16 protein-coding genes, 5 tRNA genes and 1 pseudogene are annotated in these 19,638 nt (G+C 71.5%); 7 read left to right on the top strand and 15 right to left on the bottom strand.

Annotated features, from left to right (window positions below; all coding sequences use genetic code 11):
• Positions 1-129: 129 nt before the first annotated feature.
• From ACFQLX_RS15785 to ACFQLX_RS15750, 8 genes are all read right to left on the bottom strand, one after another.
• Complete coding sequence (locus ACFQLX_RS15785; protein WP_386415517.1) at positions 130-624, bottom strand: protein-disulfide reductase DsbD domain-containing protein; 495 nt, start codon at positions 622-624, stop codon at positions 130-132.
• Positions 621-1,160 carry a thioredoxin family protein gene (locus ACFQLX_RS15780; protein ID WP_386415515.1) on the bottom strand — a complete coding sequence of 180 codons (540 nt, stop codon included), beginning with the start codon at positions 1,158-1,160 and terminating at the stop codon, positions 621-623. The genes ACFQLX_RS15785 and ACFQLX_RS15780 overlap by 4 nt, the downstream gene beginning before the upstream one ends.
• Before the next feature lie 165 nt (positions 1,161-1,325).
• A complete protein-coding gene (locus ACFQLX_RS15775) occupies positions 1,326-4,289 on the bottom strand; it encodes an FG-GAP-like repeat-containing protein (RefSeq protein WP_386415512.1) in 2,964 nt (987 codons plus the stop codon).
• Positions 4,290-4,585: 296 nt separating this feature from the next.
• A complete protein-coding gene (locus tag ACFQLX_RS15770; RefSeq protein ID WP_386415509.1) occupies positions 4,586-6,976 on the bottom strand; it encodes a DEAD/DEAH box helicase in 2,391 nt (796 codons plus the stop codon).
• A 242-nt stretch (positions 6,977-7,218) separates the two neighbouring features.
• Complete coding sequence (locus ACFQLX_RS15765; RefSeq protein ID WP_386415507.1) at positions 7,219-7,701, bottom strand: hypothetical protein; 483 nt, start codon at positions 7,699-7,701, stop codon at positions 7,219-7,221.
• Positions 7,702-7,840: 139 nt separating this feature from the next.
• Positions 7,841-8,197, bottom strand: coding sequence for a fluoride efflux transporter CrcB (gene crcB, locus ACFQLX_RS15760; protein WP_386415504.1), 357 nt, complete (start codon positions 8,195-8,197; stop codon positions 7,841-7,843).
• Positions 8,194-8,712 (bottom strand): fluoride efflux transporter FluC, encoded by a 519-nt coding sequence (locus tag ACFQLX_RS15755; protein WP_386415501.1) that lies wholly within the window; start codon positions 8,710-8,712, stop codon positions 8,194-8,196. The genes crcB and ACFQLX_RS15755 overlap by 4 nt, the downstream gene beginning before the upstream one ends.
• A complete protein-coding gene (locus tag ACFQLX_RS15750) occupies positions 8,699-9,049 on the bottom strand; it encodes a metallopeptidase family protein (RefSeq protein WP_386415537.1) in 351 nt (116 codons plus the stop codon). Before ACFQLX_RS15750 ends, ACFQLX_RS15755 begins: the two co-directional genes overlap by 14 nt.
• A 58-nt stretch (positions 9,050-9,107) precedes the next feature.
• On the opposite strand from ACFQLX_RS15750, the gene ACFQLX_RS15745 reads away from it, so the two are divergent.
• Entirely contained in the window at positions 9,108-10,595 is a 1,488-nt protein-coding gene (locus ACFQLX_RS15745) for a metallophosphoesterase family protein (protein WP_386415499.1), read from the top strand.
• A gap of 61 nt (positions 10,596-10,656) precedes the next feature.
• Here ACFQLX_RS15745 and ACFQLX_RS15740 read toward each other — a convergent pair.
• Positions 10,657-10,758 (bottom strand): annotated as a pseudogene (locus ACFQLX_RS15740) (electron transfer flavoprotein subunit beta); the annotation flags it as partial.
• Between the two features lie 79 nt (positions 10,759-10,837).
• Between ACFQLX_RS15740 and ACFQLX_RS15735 the strand changes: the two are divergent.
• A tRNA-Met gene (locus ACFQLX_RS15735) sits at positions 10,838-10,911 on the top strand.
• Positions 10,912-10,966: 55 nt separating this feature from the next.
• Here the strand turns inward: ACFQLX_RS15735 and ACFQLX_RS15730 are convergent.
• From ACFQLX_RS15730 to ACFQLX_RS15710, 5 genes are all read right to left on the bottom strand, one after another.
• Positions 10,967-11,611 (bottom strand): hypothetical protein, encoded by a 645-nt coding sequence (locus tag ACFQLX_RS15730; protein WP_386415496.1) that lies wholly within the window; start codon positions 11,609-11,611, stop codon positions 10,967-10,969.
• Positions 11,612-11,708: 97 nt separating this feature from the next.
• Positions 11,709-11,781: transfer RNA gene (locus ACFQLX_RS15725), tRNA-Glu, on the bottom strand.
• A 179-nt stretch (positions 11,782-11,960) separates the two neighbouring features.
• Positions 11,961-12,034, bottom strand: a tRNA-Phe gene (locus tag ACFQLX_RS15720).
• A 25-nt stretch (positions 12,035-12,059) separates the two neighbouring features.
• A tRNA-Asp gene (locus ACFQLX_RS15715) sits at positions 12,060-12,134 on the bottom strand.
• A 206-nt stretch (positions 12,135-12,340) separates the two neighbouring features.
• Entirely contained in the window at positions 12,341-12,961 is a 621-nt protein-coding gene (locus tag ACFQLX_RS15710; protein WP_386415494.1) for a TetR/AcrR family transcriptional regulator, read from the bottom strand.
• A 129-nt stretch (positions 12,962-13,090) separates the two neighbouring features.
• Here ACFQLX_RS15710 and ACFQLX_RS15705 point away from each other — a divergent pair, with 129 nt between their 5' ends.
• The 5 genes from ACFQLX_RS15705 (at position 13,091) to ACFQLX_RS15685 (ending at position 18,871) form a co-directional block, all read left to right on the top strand.
• Positions 13,091-14,260, top strand: a complete 1,170-nt coding sequence (locus ACFQLX_RS15705) for an alkane 1-monooxygenase (protein ID WP_386415492.1) — start codon at positions 13,091-13,093, stop codon at positions 14,258-14,260.
• Positions 14,257-14,424, top strand: a complete 168-nt coding sequence (locus tag ACFQLX_RS15700; protein ID WP_386415490.1) for a rubredoxin — start codon at positions 14,257-14,259, stop codon at positions 14,422-14,424. The genes ACFQLX_RS15705 and ACFQLX_RS15700 overlap by 4 nt, the downstream gene beginning before the upstream one ends.
• Positions 14,421-14,600, top strand: coding sequence for a rubredoxin (locus ACFQLX_RS15695; RefSeq protein ID WP_386415488.1), 180 nt, complete (start codon positions 14,421-14,423; stop codon positions 14,598-14,600). Before ACFQLX_RS15700 ends, ACFQLX_RS15695 begins: the two co-directional genes overlap by 4 nt.
• Positions 14,601-14,690: 90 nt before the next feature.
• Positions 14,691-18,680 (top strand): ATP-dependent RNA helicase HrpA, encoded by a 3,990-nt coding sequence (hrpA, locus tag ACFQLX_RS15690; RefSeq protein WP_386415486.1) that lies wholly within the window; start codon positions 14,691-14,693, stop codon positions 18,678-18,680.
• Between the two features lie 116 nt (positions 18,681-18,796).
• Positions 18,797-18,871: transfer RNA gene (locus ACFQLX_RS15685), tRNA-Asp, on the top strand.
• Between the two features lie 426 nt (positions 18,872-19,297).
• Here ACFQLX_RS15685 and bldC read toward each other — a convergent pair.
• A complete protein-coding gene (gene bldC, locus ACFQLX_RS15680) occupies positions 19,298-19,504 on the bottom strand; it encodes a developmental transcriptional regulator BldC (protein WP_027749187.1) in 207 nt (68 codons plus the stop codon).
• Positions 19,505-19,638 lie beyond the last annotated feature (134 nt).

The following is a 19,638-nucleotide window of genomic DNA, read 5'->3' as shown; positions in this document are numbered from 1 at the left end:
ACCAAGGCGGGCATTCGCGACGGAAGAGTCTTGATCAAGCCGTGATCGGCGCGCTGCCATCGGAGTGGGACGGCCCACGCGGTGGGAGCTGTGGCCGGCGGAAGCGGCCGGTACGGGAGCGGCCGCCCCTCACCCCAACTCCACCGCCACCGCCCGCTCCCGTACCGGCGGCAGGCAGCCGCCCCGCTCGCTGCACGCGCCGTACGTCAGGACGATCCGCGCCTCCCCGTCGCCCGTCCGCTTCACCGGGAGTACGACTGTGACCGGGCCGTCCGCGTACACCGGCAGGGCGACGTCCAGGCCCTCGGGCCGCACCGTGCGCTCCTCGGCGTCGGTGCGCGGGGCGCCGGTGGCGGTGAGGGCGCCGGAGACGGACAGCCGGGTGGGGATGCCCAGGCCGTCGACGCCGGCGTCGGGGAGGGAGAGGCTGTAGAGGTGGAAGCCCGCACGCTCCGGGCGCAAGCGCGCCACCACCTGCCCGTCGGTCGCGGTGACGGTGACCGCGACACCGCCGTCGGTGAACTGCTCGCTCACGGGCGCCTGTTCACCGCAGCCCGCCGCGGCTCCGGCAGTGGCCAGCAGCACGGCCGCCGTACGGACCGCCCGCAACGAGCCCCGCCTCACGCCCACTTGATCAGGAAGTCCGCCACCGCGTCCGCGCTCATCGATCGCGCCGAGGCGAACTCGCCCTGGTTGGTGGCGACTTTGATCCGCCCGTCCGGGCCCAGGACGACCAGCGCCGGCATCCCGCTGGTCTTCAGGTCCACGTACTTCTTCGCGACGTCCAGATTGCGGTCGAACTCGCCGACGTCGACGGTGACCATGTGGTACTTCTCCGCCAGCAGGTCGGCGACCTTCGGCGACGCGAAGTGCTTGGCCAGGACCTGGCAGTCCGCGCACCAGTCGGCGCCGAAGTCGATCAGCACGGACCTGCCGTCGCCCCGCGCGGCCTGCTGAGCGGTCGCGATGTCCGCGGCGGCGTCCCGGCCGGGGTCGTAGCCGTCGCCCGCGGTCGCCTCGGGAGCAGCATCCGGCGACGCCTCCGCCGGAGCGCTCACACCGGGCGCCTTGGAGTCGACGCCGCCCACCACCGGCCCGCCGTCCTCCCCGCAGCCGGACGCCCCGAACGTCAGGAGCACCGCCGCAGCCCCGGCAGCCACACCCCGGCCACATTCCCGTGCCTTCATCGCTCCGCCTCCCGTCGACCCGTTTCATCCCGGTATGTTCAACACACCGCCGCGCCGGAGCGTAACAAGGGCCCCGTGACGCAGAGTGTCACGGGACCCCGTTGCCCGCCGGGAACACTCCGACGGCGGCGTGGAGGTTTAGAAGACGCCGGTGTAGGTCCAGCCGGTGGCGATCTGCTGACGGCCGTAGAAGGAACCCGCGCCGTTGCCGGAGTTGCGGAAGAGGACGCCGTACTTGTCCCGCGACACCAGATCCGCCTTCCCGTCCCCGGTGATGTCCCCGACGCCGACGATCGCGGTGTACGAGGCACCCCAACCGGTGAAGACCGTCACCCGCTCCTTCAACAACCCGTTGCCGATCCCGTCGTAACGGTAGAGCGTCCCGTCCGAACGACGCGCCAGCACATCCCCATGCCCGTCACCGTTCAGGTCACCCGCACCCACGATGTGCGTGTACGACAACCACCCCGACCGGATCCTCACCCGCGACGCCAACTTCCCATCCGCCGTCGCCTTGTACAGATAGATGTCACCCGTCGACGCCTGCCGCGCCAACAGATCAGCCCGACCATCACCACTCAAGTCCCCAGGCGACGTCAGCACGTTGTACTGCGACCAACCCGAACCGATAGCGATATAGGGAGTGGAAGGCGACAACGCCTTCCCACACCCGGGCTTATAGGCCCGCAATGCGTCGCCCACCCGCACCAGCACGTCATTGCAGAGATCTCCGTTCACATCCCCGAACGGCACCGCCTTCACCGACGTCGACCAACCGGAGGCGGACACCTTCGACCCGAACGAACCCGAACCCGTCCCCTGCTGGAAGGTGAAGTAACCCTTCGAGTTCAGCGTCAGCATGTCCCCGAAACCATCCGACCCCAGATGATCCCGCCGCACCGCGTGACCGGAAACGCGTACCGCCCCCGAGCCGGCCAGCGGCGCGCCGATCCCATCCGCAGGGGTAGCCGACAAGCTCCACGTGTAGTCGCCGTCCGGCGCCCGGTAGCCGGCACTGTCCCTGAGGTCCCACACGGCCTTGAGCCTGCCAGCCACTTCGCCGCCGGCGAGCGTACGGACCAGCGCTCCGGTGCTCTTGCGCCGGATCTCCATGCGCCACGAGGCGGCCGGCTTCGACAGCAGGCCGGAATAGAGCGCGGGCGCGGTGGCGACGAACGGATGTGCCGCCTGCGTCGCGGTCTGCGTCTCAAGTCCCGTCAGCGGCTGGGTCGGTACCCCCGAGCCCACCACGTGCACCCGCTGTTCCACATCGGCATAGGCGACGCGGCCACCCATCCGGTCGACCGTCCACCGCACCCGACGCTGCGAGGCACCCGTGTCGGGAAGTTCCGTGAGCGTCCGGGTGTCGGCCGTCCCCGTGGCGACCCCGGTCAGGGTCAACTTGCCCGTCGTGCGGTTGTGGACGACCACGAAGCCGTCGCCCAGCAGTGCCTCACCGTCCGGTACGTCGACCGCCCTCTTCGCTGTGCTGTCGTACACCAGCGACCGGCCGTCCGAAGAGCACCGCAGGTAGTGCCAACGGCCCACCACCTGCAGCTCGGACGGCACGCAGCCCGCGCCTGTCGCTACGGTCCCGACCATCTTCTGGGTCTTCACGTCGGTCGCCGTCACGGTTCCGGGTGTCGTGTCCGGCGCCCAGAGCTTTCCGTCCCAGAGAGCGGCGACAGTGCCGGACCGCTCCCACAGGGACTTGGTCCCCTGGGAGTCGAAGATCTGCTGCTTGCCGTTCGGCAGTGTCACCAGCACGTACGCACCCGCGCCATCAGCGATCCGGCTCCCCGGTGGCACACCGATAAAGCGGCTGTCCTGCGGCTGGGGGCCCGCAATCTCCACCTGGTCATAGGACAGGGAGAAGGGGCGAATATGGGCGGTGGTCCCCTCGCCGAGGGCGAAGAGGGACACGCAGTCGGAGCCCTTCCCCTCGCAGTACACGTGAGTGGTGGAACTGCGCGCCCGGGGACCATACTGCGCTGCTCCCAGCACACTCGTGGTGCGCTGGTACTCGCCGAACGCCTCGGTGGAGTCGTCCACCACGTTCAGTCGGCCGGGCGAGAGCGCGAGCCCTCTGACCGCCGCAGGAAACAGTGGGAGCGGCTTGACCACGGAGACGACCGGTCTGCCGTTCCCATCGGGGGCGACCCGCCGGATCGCCCAGTCACTGTTGCTGGTGCCGCCCGTGAACGCGGCGGTACCGGCCGGGCCCGGCTGCAGGTCGTACGTGCTGCGCTGCATCAGCCGTACCGGTGCGCCACCCGCGATCGGCACCGCCTTCACCTCGCCGCGCACGTGGTACACCAACCAGTCTCCGACAGGGGAGACATCGGAAGCCTCGCTGCTCTCCAGGACCACCTCGACCGGAGCGGCTGCGAGGTCACTGCGCCGCAGGACGAAGACCTTGGGATCACCCGACTTGGACATCACGATGTACTTGGGCGTAAGCACTATTCGGGAGTACGTGGACACGTACGCCCCTGTCCCAGGCCGGAGTTGCAGGGTCTCACGGTCGAGAAACCCCATCCGCTTCTCGCCGTTCGGAAGCGTGACGAGTACGAGCAGTGCGTCCCCGTCGGCGCCGAGCGGCGGACCGATCATGGACCCATCCGGCTGGTTCACAACCAGCGCCGACTCCTTCGTGGTGCCGTCCGCCAGCAGGTGGGTGTAGTAGACGGTGTGCAGACGCGACACCCCGTCAGCGTCCGTCATGCTGTAACTGACCACCGTGTTCCCAAAGGTCCTGTGGTAGCCCCGGCCCTCCGGCAGCGTCAGCGAACGTGTGGATCCGCTCTCGGGATAGTGCACGGACACGGTCTGGTCCACGGCGAAGGCGAAGGCATCGACCTCGTTGGAGGACTTGCTGTAGCCGTACCGCGAAAAATCGGGAAGCCGGAAGGACTTGCCGTCCGAATAGCGGGTCCACAGGGTGCTCTCGTAGCCGCCCGCTTCACGGTAGCCCTCCTCGTGATGGAAGAGGCCCAGTCCGGCGACAGCAGTCGGCCCGTAGTTGCCCGCGTAGGGGGCCAGCTCCCCGGAGCGCGGACGCGACGCGTGCACCGCGGCTTCCACCACCGTTTCCTCCGCCACCGTGCCGGCTGCTGCCGGTACGGGCACAAGTACAGCGCCGACTGCACAGGCCGTGAAGGCAACCAGAGCGGTCCGCTGCCATCGATGGCCGCGATGTATACGCATTTCCCCCCCAGGGAAGAGAGGCACGGCCATGCGCCCAGGCACGTCGTGACCCCGTATGCAGACAACCCCGGCCCCATATGCCCGGGGGCCCGCATCCTATATCCGGGAAGGATCTTCTGAATACGGCGGCCAGTGCCCGAAAGACGAGGGGCCCGCGACACTCGTGTCGCGGGCCCCTCGTCTTCTACTTCTCAGCCGTTGCGCTTCCAACGCGGCTTGTCGTCGCGGCGGTTGCCGCCGAACGAGCCCGCCGAGCGGTGGTCGCCGCCCTGCGCCGGGCGGCGGAAGCCGCCGGTCTGGGTCGGGCGGTGGGCGCCGCCCGAGGCCGGGCGGCTGTCGCGGTTGTACGGGCGGTCGCCGCCGGTGCGGCGGTCGTCGCGGCCGAAGGAGGAGGAGCCCCGGTCGTCGCGGCGCGCGAAGCCGCCGCGGTCGTCACGGCGCTCGTTGTCCCGGCGGAAGCCGCCCCGGTCATCACGGCGCTCGAAGGAGCCGCCGCGCTCGTTGTCGCGCCGCGCGAAGCCGCCACCCTGGGCCGGACGGTGACCGCCCTGGCCGCCCTGGCCGTACGAACGCCCGCCCGTGCCGCGCTCGTTGTCCCGGCGGAAGCCGCCGCGGTCATCGCGACGCTCGAAGGAGGAGCCCCGGTCGTCACGGCGCGCGAAGCCGCCGCGGTCATCGCGGCGCTCGTTGTCCCGGCGGAAGCCGCCCCGGTCATCACGGCGCTCGAAGGAGGAGCCCCGCTCGTCGCGACGCGCGAAGTTCCCGCGCTCGTCACGACGCTCGCCGTCCCGGCGGAAGCCGCCCCGGTCATCGCGACGCTCGAAGGAGGAGCCCCGCTCACGGCCGTACGACGAACCCCGGTCATCCCGGCGCTCGTTGTCCCGGCGGAAGCCACCGCGGTCATCGCGACGCTCGAAGGAGGAGCCCCGCTCACGGCCGTATGACGAACCCCGGTCATCCCGACGCTCGACCGCCGGCCGCGTGACCTCGGCCTCGACGGCCCCGACGGCCTCGACCACAGCGGCAGCAGCCACCGGAGCATCCACGGCGTCAGTGGCGACAGCGGCCTCGGCAGCCCCCTCGGAGCCCTCCGCGACCTCCCCCCGCTCCCGCGCCACCCGCTCGGCCAGCGAGTCGGCCTCCTGCCGCAGCTCGACGGCACGCCGCGTGGCGCGCTCCAACTCCTGTGCGATCGAGGCGACTTCCCGCTCGGCCTGCTTGGCCGAGTTGGCCACCGACTCCGCCTGCACCTCGGTCATCGACCGCGCGCCGGTGATCTCCGCGACCTCCGGGTCGAAGTCGCGGCCCGAGACGAGGTGGCGCGAGGCGTCGACGCCCGCGTCCTCCATCAGCCGGAAGATCGTCTTGCGCTGGTGCGGCAGCGCCAGGGAGACGACCGCGCCGGAGCGCCCCGCGCGGGCCGTACGACCCGAGCGGTGCAGGTAGTCCTTGTGGTCGCCGGCCGGGTCCACGTTCAGCACCAGGTCGATGCCGTCGACGTGGATACCGCGCGCGGCGACGTCGGTGGCCACCAGGCAGTTGACGTAGCCGTCCTTGAAGTCCGCCAGCGTCCGCGTGCGCGCGCCCTGCGTCATACCGCCGTGCAGCGCGTCGGCCTTCACGCCGGACTCGCGCAGCTGCTCGGCGACGCGGTCGGCGCCCAGCTGGGTGCGTACGAAGATGATGGTGCGGCCCTTGCGGGCGGCGATGGCCGCCGTGACCGGGGCCTTGTCCTTCGGCTTCACGACGAAGACGTGGTGGGTCATGGTGGTGACGGCGCCCTGCGAGGCGTCGACCTTGTGGCTCACCGGGTTGACCAGGTAGCGCTTGACGAGGGTGTCGATCTCCTTCTCCAGCGTCGCGGAGAAGAGCATCCGCTGGCCGCCGGCCGGGATCTGGTCGAGCAGCTCGGTGACCTCGGGCAGGAAGCCCAGGTCAGCCATCTGGTCGGCCTCGTCGAGGATCGCGATCTGCACCTGGTCCAGGGAGCAGGCGCCGCGGTCGATGAGGTCGCGCAGGCGGCCGGGGGTGGCGACGAGGATGTCGACGCCGCGCTCCAGGGCGTAGATCTGGTTGCCCATGGACGTACCGCCGCAGACGACCTTCATCTTCAGGCCGAGCACGTCGCCGTACGGCTGCAGGGCGTCGGCGACCTGCATCGCCAGCTCGCGGGTCGGGGTGAGGATGACGCCGCGCGGGCGCTTCTTCTCGGTGTGGCCGCCGGCGAGCGTGGTCAGCAGCGGGAGGCCGAAGGAGAGGGTCTTGCCGGAGCCGGTGCGGCCGCGGCCGAGGATGTCCTTGCCGGCCAGGGCGTCCGGGATGGTCGCGGCCTGGATCGGGAAGGGGGTGGTGACGCCGTTCTGGGTGAGCTTCCTGACGATCTGCTCGGACAGCCCGAGGTCGGCGAAGGTCAGCTCAGGGGCCTCGGGGGCCTCGGCGGCGGGGGCCGCGTCAGCGGGGGCCTCGGCGGCGGTCTCGTCGGTGACGACCGCCGCAACCTGGCCCGCGTCCTGGACGGACGTCAGCTCATCAGCGCCGGCATCGGCATCGGCGCTGGACAGGGCGGGGCTGGAAAAGGACATGCGAAAACAACCTTCCGGAGTCATCGGCACGCGCCCACGACTCCGCGGCGAAAATCGCATACGACCGCCTCAATGCGGTCAGCCACGGTTAGGCAAAGGAACGCGCCACACGGCGCGCTCACAACTCGGCGCCGGGCAAATGGGATCAAACAATCTACCACGATACCCAGCTCCCCCGCCAGTACGCAAATCCACGCCCCTGACCAGCCCCTACGCACTTCCGCACGAGCGCCCTGGGGTGGCTAAGCGCCCCCCTCCCCCGGCGGCTCACCCGCCGTCGGCTCCGGCGGCGGGGGCGTCGGCTCCGGCTCGGGCTCCGGCGGCGGCGGGGTCGGCTCGGGCTCCGGAGCGGGCGGCGAGGGCGCCGGAGCCGTCGGCCGGGTACGCGGCCCGCGCGGCGAGGGCGCCGGCTCGCCCGGGGCGGCGGGGGTGGCCGAGGGGCCGTCGGGCTTCGCGGAGGCGGAGGCGGAGGGCCCCTCGGAGGGACGGCTCTTGTCCTTCTTACGGTCGCCGCCCGCGTGCCGCCCGTCCCGTGCGCCCGGGGCGGCCGGGGCGGCCTTGCCGTCCTTCGTCGTCACCCCCGGCCCGCGCCGGGAGTCACTGCCCGGCGCCACCGTGCGCTCCGACCCCGTGACGGTCACACAGCCCCCGAGCGCGAGCACCGCGGCGAGGGCGGCGGCGGAGACGGCCAGGGGACGGACGGCACGGGCTGGCAGGTCGGCCATCGGGAAAATACCTCGTCTCGGCCCTCGCGAAGGGGCGTGGGGGCTCGCACAGCGAACCGGGCGGAAGCGCCGCCGGGTTCAACTACCGCACCCACCCTCAGGACACGGCACCGGCGCACACCCCCACCCCGCGCGCCGGTCACCCCGCCCCCGCAAGCTCCGCCCCCACCACCACCGCGCCCAGCCCCACCAGCAGCGACACCGCCACATTGGCCACCGCGAGCGGTCTGCGCCCGGACTCCGCGAGCCGCAGCGTCTCGTACGAGAAGGTGGAGTACGTCGTGAACGCCCCGCACAGCCCCGTCGCCAGCAGCGCCGAGGCCGCGCCCGTCACGGCGGCGCCGGTCAGGACGCCGAGCAGCAGGCTGCCCGCCGCGTTGACGGCGAGGGTCCCCCAGGGGAAGGGCGAGTCGTGCCGCGCCTGCACGGCCCGGTCGGCGAGATACCGCAGCGGCGCCCCCACGGCGGCTCCGGCCAGGACGAGCAGCCAGGTCACCGCAGGCCGATCCCCTCGTACGAACCACGCAGCGCCCGCCGCGTCAGCGCCGCCCCCGCCCACACCGCGCCCAGTCCGCCCGCGAGCGTGCCGCCGGCGTAGGCCGACGCGAGGGCGGCGCGGCCCTCGTCCAGCAGGTGGACGACATCGGCGGCGTAGGCGGAGAAGGTGGTGAAGCCGCCCAGCACGCCGGTACCGAGGAAGGGCCGCAGCAGCGGATGCCCCCACCTGGCGCCGCCCCGTTCGGTGACCAGCACCATCAGTACGCCGATCAGCGCGCAGCCCAGGACGTTGACCCCGAGCACCCCCCAGGGCGCCGGCCACACCTCCCCGGCCCCGTACCGGGCGAGCGCGCCCAGCGCCCCGCCCACCGACACCGCCGCCAGGACGCGCCACAGCCCGCCCCCGGCGGTCTCGGCCCGGTCGGCGGCCCGGTGCAGATCGACGTCGGGGTCAATGCCCGGCCCGACCGGCCCGACCGGCTCGACCGGCCCGCCCCCCTCACCCGTACCCAAGCGCGTGCAGCCTCTCGTCATCGATCCCGAAGTGGTGGGCGATCTCGTGGACGACGGTCACCGCCGTCTCCTCCACCACCTCCTCCCGCGAGGCGCACATCCGCAGGGTCGGCCCCCGGTAGACGGTGATCCGGTCGGGCAGCACGCCCGCGTACCACTCACCGCGCTCCGTCAGCGGCGTCCCCTCGTACAGCCCCAGCAGCTCGGGGTCCTCGGGGTCCGGCTCGTCCTCCACGAAGACCGCGACGTTGTCCATCAGCCGCGTCAACTCCGGTGGGATCCGGTCCAGCGCCTCGCCGACCAGTTCCTCGAACTCCTCGCTCGACATCTCCAGCACGTCCGTCATTCTCCCCCGCCCTTCGCATACGGGCGCCCGCCCGGGGCATACGGACCCAATGGCCCGCGCCGCACCCCTCGCCCCGACCCGCCACCCCAGCCCCTACGTCCGCGCCCTGGCCCTGGCCGCCGTCACCCTGCTCGGCGCCTGGCTCGGCCTGCTGGCCGTGGGCAGCATCCGTACCCCGGTCGGCCCGATGGACACCCAGATGACGCTGCGGCCCTCGGTCTCCGGCGGCACGAAGATCAACGTCTCCCCGCTCGGCGCCCTGCGCCTGGACACCCACCACGCGCCCCTGCGCCTGGACGTGGACGTCGACCAGCTCGACCCGGAGCGCTCGCGCGCGCTGGTGGCGCATCCCGAGCGGCTGTACGGGCTGCAGGACGAGATCACCCGCGACATCCGCCACGGCACGGTGGACCTCATGCTGCGCTCGGGCGTCGCGGTGCTCTGCGGCGCCACCGCGCTGGGCCTGGCCGTCTACCGCACGCCCGGCCGCGCGCTGGCCGCCGGCGGCACGGCGCTGGCGCTGCTTATCGCCTGCGGGGCGGGGGCGTACGCGACGTGGAACCCCAAGTCCGTACTGGAGCCCCGCTATTCGGGCCTGCTCGCCAGCGCCCCGAGCCTGATCGGCAACGCCCGCAGCATCGTCAGCGACTTCGACGTCTACCAGCGCGAGCTGGCCCGCCTGGTCACCAACGTCACCACCCTCTACGAGGCCACCTCCACCCTCCCCGTCTGGCAGCCCGACCCCACCACGACCCGTGTCCTGCACGTCTCCGACCTGCACCTCAACCCGGCGGCCTGGGGGATCATCCGCTCGCTGGTCGAGCAGTACGAGGTGGACGTCGTCATCGACACCGGCGACACCATGGACCACGGCACGGAGGCGGAGAACCGCTACCTGGAGCCGATCGCCGCGCTCGGGGCGCCGTACGTCTGGGTGCGCGGCAACCACGACTCGACCGCCACCCAGGCGGCGATGGAGCGGCAGGAGAACGCGATCGTGGTGGACGACGCGCGGACCGTCCGCGTCGCGGGGCTGCGTATCGCGGGGATCGGCGACCCGCAGTTCACCCCGGACCGCTCGGTGGACGCGGCCGGCGATCCGGCGGAGGTGGCGGCGGGCCGCGTACTGGCGGCGGCCCTGCGCCCGCCGTCGGACGCGACGCACCCAGAGCCGCTGGCCGATATCGCCATCGCGCACGAGCCGCTGTGCGTACGGCAGGCGGACGGCCTGGTCCCGCTGGCGCTGGCGGGGCACACGCACAGCCGCAAGCAGTACGAACTCCCCGGCGGCACCCGCCTGATGGTCGAGGGCTCGGCGGGCGGCGGCGGACTGCGGGCGCTGGAGCAGGGCGTACCGGAGAAGGTGACGGCCTCGGTGCTCTACCTGGACCGGGAGACGAAGGCGCTGCAGGCGTGGGACGAGATCACCCTGGACGGCCTGGGCGGCACCCGCGCGGAGGTCAGCCGCCACCTCCCGAAGTCCAACACACCGGGCGGGGAGGGTGCTTCACCGCCGCCTTCCGCCTCCACGGGGTGAGGCGGCGGTACGTACGGGAGCGGGCTCGCCCCCGACCCGGGGGAAGTCCGCTCCAACCACCCTGCTCCACCGCGTACTCGTCCAGCTCCGACAGCAGACCGTCCACCGACTCCCGGTCCGTGGTCAGGTCCTCAGCGAAACCCCGATCACCCGCGGCATCCGGCCCGGGACCTCGACCAGACCGCGGCGGACGGCATCGTGGTCCGCGGCCTCCCGCGGATGGCATAGAGTGGTCCTACCGACGCGGGGTGGAGCAGCTCGGTAGCTCGCTGGGCTCATAACCCAGAGGTCGCAGGTTCAAATCCTGTCCCCGCTACACAGATCCGGCCCCCGGCGCCCAGGCGTCGGGGGCCGGTGTCGTTCACCCCCGGTCAGCCCGCGTCGCGCACCTCGCCGTACCAGCGCCACGTCCCGCGCCGCTCCAGACCGGGCAGCTCCCCGCGCCCGGTGGCCCACAGCAGCGTCGGCCAGGGCGCGTGCTCGCGGGGCACGTCCGGGAAGAGCCGGTCCAAGGCCAGTACGCACAGCTCGTCCGGCGGGGTCCACGCCGTGGTCAGCGCGGCCGTGATGTCGTACGTGTGCAGCAGCGTCTCCACGATGCCCATCGCGGCGAAGCCGTCCGGGTCGGAGACGCCGAAGCCGTGGTGGCCGCGCGCCTCGGGGGAGGCGGTGCGGGTCAGCGAGACCTGCACCGCACCGCAGACCTCGAGCACGTACAGCAGCCCGGCGACCCCGCGCTCCGGATCGGCGAAGATCGAGTTGTACGGGGCCTGCGGACGCGCCCGCGTATAGGCGATCGGCGTGTGCCGCTCCAGATCCGGCCGCCGCGGCGCGAACGCCGCCGCGTAGAAGAACAGGTCGTCGGCCAGGTGCTCGGCCGTCTCCCAGCAGGTCCACTCCAGCCCCGCGGCCGGCACACCCCACGCCTCGGCATCGTCGGGCGCCTCCCGCAGCGCCTTGAGCGCCAGGGAGACGGCACGATCCAGGGCATCGGCATAATCGATCTTCGAACTCATGCCCGGGACGCTACCGCCCCGCCGACCGGGCCGGCCCCCGATTCCCGAAACGACCAAGGCCCCGACCCGGGATGCGGGTCGGGGCCTTGGTCGCGTGTACCCCCAACGGGGTTCGAACCCGTGTTACCGCCTTGAAAGGGCGGCGTCCTAGACCACTAGACGATGAGGGCGAGCAGTCGCCATCAGCATGGATGATGCTTCTGGGACACCAGCAGGATAGGCGATGGGCAGGCCAATCACCAAAGCGGTAGACCCCGGCGCCCCGTCCGGTACGGACCGCGAGCCGGGCCCCATGGAAGAACCCCCGCCGGAGATCCGGCGGGGGTTCAGGCCCGGTGAGGGGCCGATGTGGCTGGGGCCGGGGTCGAACCGGCGACCTACCGCTTTTCAGGCGGTCGCTCGTACCAACTGAGCTACCCAGCCGAGACGACTCCGAGGAGTCATCCGGCGGTCCTGACGGGATTTGAACCCGCGGCCTCCACCTTGACAGGGTGGCGAGCACTCCAAACTGCTCCACAGGACCTTGCGCGTGAGACACAGTCTCGCACAGGGGGGTGCGACTTCCCAAAACGGTTTCCCCACCGGACTCCGGTAGGCGTCCCACCTGGGGTGACGTCGCTGGATTAGCGTAGCAGACCTCAGCGGGGCTTCCGGAAACGTACGAAAACCGCCGATACGCCCGACCTGGCCACCCGACCTGACCAGACCGCCCGACCTGACCGCCCGACCTCACCGCCCGGCACCCCCGCCCGCACCCTCCCCGCCGTACGCCACCCGCACCGCGATCCCCGCGATCCGCCCCGCCGACTCCTGCGCCGATCCCGACGGCCGCACGATGTGGCTCACCGTGAGCCGCACGATCGTCTCCACCGCCAGGCTCCGCGACACCTCGTCCACCTCCGGCCACGCCTCCGCCGCATAGGCGTCCAGCATCCCCGTCGCCGCGTCGAAGACCAGGTCCTGCGTGGTCAGGTACGCCAGCAGCTCGTCGTCGCCCCCGCCCCGCTCCGCCGTGAGGATCGCCTTGATCAGCGCATTGCCCTGCGCCTCGGCCAGTACGAAACCCACCCCGGCCCGTGCGGCGGCCAGCAACTCGCCCCGGTGCGACTCCAGTTCGCGGTGGATGCCGAGCAGGAAGCGCTCCGTCTCCCGCTCGACCAGCGCGCGCCCGATGGCCTCCCGGGGCTCGCGCCCGAACTCGTTGTAGACCGTCTGCCGGCTCACCCCCGCCGCCCGCGCCACACCCGCGATCCGCAGCCGCCCCCAGCCCTCGGCCGCGACCAGCCCGTAGGCCGCGTCCAGGATCCGGTCGCGGAGCAGCGTGCGCACGGCCTGCCGGAATCCCGTCATCACACCCCAACTCCCCAGTGGTCAGGACTCCGTCGATCCTGTCAGAACCGTTGACACTTTTCCGAGCAACTGCCTAACTACTGGACATTAACCTCCACCGACGTAACCCGTGGGCAAGGAGCGCGTCACATGGCAGCGGACCTCCGTCAGGACAGCCGGCACGGCACCACCGACCCCCCTTGGCGCGATCCCAAGCGCTACTACTGGCTCATGGGCCTCATCGTCCCCGCCTTCCCCTTCCTCGCCTGGGGGCTGGTGCACGCGACGGGGCTGGCCGTCTTCTGGTGGCTGGGCGTCCTCCTGCTGTACGTGGTCTTCCCCCTCGCCGACCTGCTCATCGGCAAGGACTCCGCCAACCCGCCCGACAGCGCCCTGGCCTGGCTGGAGCAGGACCGCTACTACCGCTGGTGCATCTACCTGTACCTGCCCCTGCAGTACGCCGGCCTGGTGCTCGGCTGCTGGCTGCTCACCACCGGCGACCTCGCCCTCGTCGACCGGATCGGCCTGACGGTCACCCTCGGCGGCGTCGCCGGCATCGGCATCAACACCGCGCACGAGCTGGGGCACAAGAAGGAGTCCGTCGAGCGCCGGCTCTCCAAGGTCGCCCTCGCCCAGACCATGTACGGCCACTTCTTCATCGAGCACAACCGCGGCCACCACGTCCGCGTCGCCACCCCCGAGGACCCCGCCAGCGCCCGCCTGGGCGAGAGCTTCTGGCGCTTCCTGCCGCGCACCGTGTCCGGCAGCCTCACCTCGGCCTGGGGCCTGGAGAAGGCCCGGCTGCGCCGCCTGGGCACGGGCCCGTGGACCTGGCGCAACGACATCCTCAGCGCCTGGGCGCTGACCGCCGTCCTCTTCTGCGCCCTCACCGCCGCCTTCGGCCCCGGCGTGCTGCCCTACCTCCTCGGCCAGGCGGTCTTCGGCTTCTGCCTGCTGGAGACCGTCAACTACACCGAGCACTACGGCCTGCTGCGCGAGCGCACCGCATCCGGCCGCTACGAGCGCTGCGCCCCGCGCCACAGCTGGAACAGCGACAACGTCGCCACCAACGTCTTCCTCTACCACCTCCAGCGCCACAGCGACCACCACGCCAACCCCACCCGCCGCTACCAGGCGCTGCGCCACGACGACGACGCCCCCGAACTGCCCACGGGCTACGCCGGGATGATCCTCCTGGCGTACGTCCCGCCGCTCTGGCGCCGCGTGATGGACCCCCGCGTACGCGCGCACTACGACGGCGACCTCACCCGCTCCAACGTCCACCCCGCCAAACGCGCCCGCTACGGAGTGCCGGCATGAGCGCCCACCGCTGCCCCGTCTGCGACTACGTGTACGACGAGCGCGCCGGCGCCCCCCGCGAGGGCTTCCCCGCCGGTACGCCCTGGGCCGAGGTGCCCGAGGACTGGCCGTGCCCCGACTGCGGCGTCCGCGAGAAGATCGACTTCGAGGAGGTGCCGGCGTGAACCCCAGGACGTGGCAGTGCCAGGTCTGCGGTTTCGTCTACGACGAGGCGCAGGGCTGGCCGGAGGAGGGCATCGCGCCCGGCACCCGCTGGGAGGACATCCCCGAGGACTGGTCCTGCCCGGACTGCGGCGCGGCGAAGGAGGACTTCGAGATGGCGGAGATCACGGCCGCCTGAGCCGGGAACGCGGCGCCCGCCCCCGGTGAGCGCCACCTCACGGAAAGTCGTTCGCCGCCCGGACCGGCCAGGTGCGATCCTGGACCCCGTATGTCCAGTGCCCAGACCCCCCAGCTGCCCGCGATCCTCGACCGCCTCCCCGAACTGACGCTGCGCGACCAGCAGCGCCTCGGCCGGCGCCTTGAGGGGACCCGGCGTATCCGCAAGCCCGAGGCCCGCGAGGCGGCGCTCGCCGAGATCGCCGGCGAGGTCGACCGCGCCGAGCTGCGCGTGGCCGACCGCCGCGCCGCCGTGCCGGAGGTCTCGTATCCCGAGCAGCTCCCGGTCAGCCAGCGCAAGGACGACATCCTCGCGGCGATCCGCGACCACCAGGTCGTGATCGTCGCGGGCGAGACCGGTTCGGGCAAGACGACCCAGATCCCCAAGATCTGCCTGGAGCTGGGCCGGGGCGTGAAGGGCCTGATCGGCCACACCCAGCCGCGCCGGATCGCGGCGCGCACCGTGGCCGAGCGCGTCGCGGAGGAGCTGAGGACCCCGCTGGGCGAGTCCGTGGGCTGGAAGGTCCGCTTCACCGACCAGGTCTCCGACACCACGCACGTGAAGCTGATGACGGACGGCATCCTGCTCGCCGAGATCCAGACGGACCGCGAGCTGCGCCAGTACGACACGATCATCATCGACGAGGCCCACGAGCGCAGCCTGAACATCGACTTCCTGCTCGGCTACCTCGCCCAGCTCCTCCCCAGGCGCCCCGACCTCAAGCTCGTCATCACCTCCGCGACCATCGACCCCGAGCGCTTCTCCCGGCACTTCGGCGACGCCCCGATCGTCGAGGTCAGCGGCCGTACGTACCCCGTCGAGGTCCGCTACCGCCCCCTCCTCGAAGAAGGGGCCGAGGACGCGGACCGCGACCAGGTCACCGCGATCTGCGAGGCCGTGGACGAGCTGCAGCGCGAGGGAAGCGGCGAGGGCGACATCCTGGTCTTCCTCTCCGGCGAGCGCGAGATCCGCGACACCGCCGACGCACTGGAGAAGCGCAACCTGCGCGACACCGAGGTCCTCCCCCTCTACGCCCGCCTCTCGCACGCCGAGCAGCACCGCGTCTTCCAGCGCCACACGGGCCGCCGCGTCGTGCTGGCCACCAACGTGGCGGAGACCTCCCTGACCGTCCCGGGCATCCGGTACGTCATCGACCCCGGCTTCGCCCGGATCTCCCGCTACAGCCACCGCACCAAGGTCCAGCGCCTGCCGATCGAGCCGATCTCGCAGGCCAGCGCCAACCAGCGCAAGGGCCGCTGCGGCCGTACCGCGGACGGCATCTGCATCCGGCTGTACGCGGAGGACGACTTCCTCACCCGCCCGGAGTTCACGGACGCGGAGATCCTCCGTACGAACCTGGCCTCCGTCATCCTGCAGATGACCGCCGCGGGCCTGGGCGACATCGAGCGCTTCCCCTTCATCGACCCGCCGGACCGCCGCAACATCAAGGACGGCGTCCAGCTGCTGGAGGAGCTGCACGCGCTCGACACGAAGGAGAAGGACCCGAGGAAGCGGCTCACCCCGACGGGCCGCAAGCTCGCCCAGCTCCCCGTCGACCCGCGGCTGGCGCGCATGGTGCTGGAGGCCGACCGCAACGGCTGCGCCCGCGAGGTGATGGTGATCGCCGCCGCGCTCTCCATCCAGGACCCGCGCGAGCGCCCCTCCGACAGGCAGCAGCAGGCCGACCAGCACCACGCCCGCTTCCGCGACGAGACCAGCGACTTCCTGGGCTACCTCAACCTCTGGCGCTACGTGCGCGAGCAGCAGCGGGCGCTCTCCTCCTCCGCCTTCCGCCGGATGTGCAAGCGCGAGTACCTGAACTACCTGCGGATACGGGAGTGGCAGGACATCTACGCCCAACTGCGCTCGGTGGCGCGGACCTTGGGCATCGAGCTGAACGACGCAGACGCCGACCCCGACCGCGTCCACCAGTCCCTGCTGGCCGGCCTGCTCAGCCACCTGGGCCTGAAGGACACCGAGAAGAACGAGTACCTGGGCGCCCGCAGCGCCAAGTTCGCCGTCTTCCCCGGTTCGGCGCTCTTCAGGAAGCCGCCGCGCTGGATCATGTCGGCGGAGCTGGTGGAGACCTCCCGCCTGTGGGCGCGGGTCAACGCGAAGGTCGACCCGGAGTGGATCGAGCCGCTCGCCCAGCACCTGGTCAAGCGCACCTACAGCGAGCCGCACTGGGAGAAGGACCAGGCGGCGGTGATGGCGTACGAGCGCGTCACGCTCTACGGCGTGCCGATCGTCGCCCAGCGCAAGGTCAACTACGGGCGCATCGACCCGGAGACCTCCCGCGAGCTGTTCATCCGCAACGCCCTGGTCGAGGGCGACTGGCGCACCCACCACAAGTTCTTCGCCGACAACCGCAGACTCCTCACCGAGGTCGAGGAGTTGGAGCACCGGGCGCGCCGCCGCGACATCCTGGTGGACGACGAGACCCTCTTCGACTTCTACGACCAGCGCCTCCCGGAGACGGCCGTCTCCGGCGCGCACTTCGACTCCTGGTGGAAGAAGAAGCAGCGCGAGGAACCGGAGCTGCTGAACTTCGAGAAGTCGATGCTCATCAACGAGCGCGCCCAGGACGTCACCAAGGACGACTATCCGGACTCCTGGCGCCAGGGCGCGCTGACGTTCCGGGTGACGTACCAGTTCGAGCCGGGCGCGGACGCGGACGGCGTGACCGTCCACATCCCGCTGCAGGTCCTCAACCAGGTCTCCGCCGAGGGCTTCGACTGGCAGATCCCCGGTCTGCGCGAGGACCTGGTCACCGAGCTGATCCGCTCGCTGCCCAAGCCGATCCGCCGCCACCTGGTCCCCGCGCCCAACACCGCGGCGGCCTTCCTCGACTCCGCCGTCCCCCTCCAGGAGCCCCTGGACGTCGCGCTGGCGGCCGGACTGCGCCGGATGAAGGGCGTGGACGTACGGCCCGAGGACTTCGACTGGTCGAAGGTCCCCGAGCACCTGCGCATCACGTTCCGCGTCTACGACACCGCGTCCAGCAGCCGCTCCGCGGCGGGCCGCAGGAAGATCGCGGAGGCGAAGGACCTGGAGGAGCTGCGGCTGAAGCTGAAGCCCAAGACCAGCGCCGCGATCAACAGGGCCTTCGAGAAGGCTGCCCCGGCCGCGGGCGGCGCACCAGGCGCCCTGAGCGCCCCCGAGCAGCGCACCGGCCTGAAGACGTGGACGGTCGGCACCCTCCCGCGCGTCTTCGAGACGAAACGCGGCGGCCACCTGGTCAAGGCGTACCCGGCGCTGGCCGACGAGGGCGACTCGGTGGCGGTGCGGCTCTTCGACACCGAGGCCGAGCAGGCGGCGGCGATGTGGCGCGGCACCCGCCGCCTCATCCTGCTGAACATCCCCGCCAACCCGGCGAAGTACGCCAACGACAAGCTCTCCAACCAGGCCAAGCTGGCCCTCTCCCGCTCCCCGCACGGCGGCGTCCAGCCGCTCTTCGAGGACTGCGTGACGGCCGCCGCCGACCGCCTGATCCGGCAGCACGGCGGCCCCGCCTGGGACGAGGAGGGCTTCCGCAAGCTCTTCGACGCGGTACGGGCCGACCTGGTGGACGCGACGATGGCGGCCATCCGCCAGGTCCAGGAGGTGCTGGCGGCCTGGCACGCGGCGGAGGGGCGGCTGAAGTCGCTGAAGAGCCCGGTGCTGCTGGAGTCGCTGCAGGACGTACGCGAGCAGCTGGCCTGGCTGATCAAGCCGGGCTTCGTCACGGAGCACGGCGTGGGGCGCCTGGGCGACCTGATGCGCTACCTGATCGCCGCGGACCGCCGGCTGCAGCAGCTGCCGACCAACGTGGAGCGCGACCGGGCCCGGATGGCGAAGGTCCGCGAGATGCGCGACGAGTACCTGTGGCTGCTGGAGCAGCAGCCCGCCGGGCGCCCGGTGCCGCAGGCGGTGCGCGACATCCGCTGGATGCTGGAGGAGCTGCGGGTCAGCTACTTCGCGCACGCGCTGGGCACGGCCTACCCGATCTCGGACAAGCGGATCGTCAAGGCCGTGGACGCGCTGGCGCCGCCCGGCCGGTGACGCCGGTCACCTGGCGCCCACCTGGGGCCTTACGGGTTCGACCGCACCCCCTGGACTGCTGTAGAGTCATGTCTCGCGACGCGGTGAGCAGCACGGCACCGAGGTTGCGAGAGCAAGGTCCTGTGGAGCAGTTTGGAGTGCTCGCCACCCTGTCAAGGTGGAGGCCGCGGGTTCAAATCCCGTCAGGACCGCACGTGGAGAGAGGCCGGAGCCCATGGCTCCGGCCTCTCTCGTTCTCCCGGCCCGCAGGTCCGCCCCGTACGGCCGACCCGCGCCTCCCGCCCGCTGCGGCAACTCCCCTTTACCGTAGGCGTGTCACGCACAGCAACATCACTGCGACGTGACGGGAGTCACGAAAACCCTTGCGAACCCGGGTCACTTACACCCCTCTTAGGCCGGGTCAATTTTATATATGCAATTGCACTCTCCCGGGGAGTCGCCCCCGCGCACCTCGGAGGGGGTGCGCCGGACCCTCGCCGCCCGTACACAACGACGTCGCGCCGGACCCGGCGGAGTCCAGCGCGACATGTCGTGCAAAGGGCGCCGAAGTCGGGATGGGGGTCCCGGAGCGCCCGGATATGTAGTTGTTACTGCTGCTACTGCTGACGCTGGGTGCGTCAGACCTCGCTGCGCTGCTGCGGGATCCCGGCAAGCAGCGCCCGGACCTCCGCCTCGCGGTAGCGACGGTGCCCACCCAGCGTGCGGATGGACGTGAGCTTGCCCGCCTTCGCCCAGCGTGTGACCGTCTTGGGGTCGACGCGGAACATCGTGGCAACCTCAGCAGGGGTCAGCAGCGGCTCGGCATCAGGGGTGCGAGCGGTCATGAGCGGCCTCCTCGGGAGAACCGAACGAACTCGGTTCTTTCCTCTAAATTCTGCACCTTGACCCACGTTGCCCGAAATGGCGGGACGCGGGCCGAGTCGGTTATAGGACGAACGGCTTGTCCTCGGCACTACAA

Source organism: Streptomyces polyrhachis (assembly GCF_042663125.1).
GTDB classification, from domain to species: Bacteria; Actinomycetota; Actinomycetes; order Streptomycetales; family Streptomycetaceae; genus Streptomyces; species Streptomyces polyrhachii.
The sequence above is the reverse complement of the archived record's forward strand: the minus strand, read 5'-3'. Positions and strand labels throughout refer to the sequence as shown.

Excerpts from the sequence above, each read along its gene's own strand:
- bldC (WP_027749187.1), bottom strand. The coding sequence starts at position 19,504 with ATGACCGCTCGCACCCCTGATGCCGAGCCGCTGCTGACCCCTGCTGAG.
- ACFQLX_RS15745 (WP_386415499.1), top strand. The coding sequence starts at position 9,108 with ATGGCCCGCGCCGCACCCCTCGCCCCGACCCGCCACCCCAGCCCCTAC.
- ACFQLX_RS15710 (WP_386415494.1), bottom strand. The coding sequence starts at position 12,961 with ATGACGGGATTCCGGCAGGCCGTGCGCACGCTGCTCCGCGACCGGATC.
- ACFQLX_RS15765 (WP_386415507.1), bottom strand. The coding sequence starts at position 7,701 with ATGGCCGACCTGCCAGCCCGTGCCGTCCGTCCCCTGGCCGTCTCCGCC.
- ACFQLX_RS15730 (WP_386415496.1), bottom strand. The coding sequence starts at position 11,611 with ATGAGTTCGAAGATCGATTATGCCGATGCCCTGGATCGTGCCGTCTCC.
- ACFQLX_RS15770 (WP_386415509.1), bottom strand. The coding sequence starts at position 6,976 with ATGTCCTTTTCCAGCCCCGCCCTGTCCAGCGCCGATGCCGATGCCGGC.
- ACFQLX_RS15700 (WP_386415490.1), top strand. The coding sequence starts at position 14,257 with ATGAGCGCCCACCGCTGCCCCGTCTGCGACTACGTGTACGACGAGCGC.
- ACFQLX_RS15705 (WP_386415492.1), top strand. The coding sequence starts at position 13,091 with ATGGCAGCGGACCTCCGTCAGGACAGCCGGCACGGCACCACCGACCCC.
- hrpA (WP_386415486.1), top strand. The coding sequence starts at position 14,691 with ATGTCCAGTGCCCAGACCCCCCAGCTGCCCGCGATCCTCGACCGCCTC.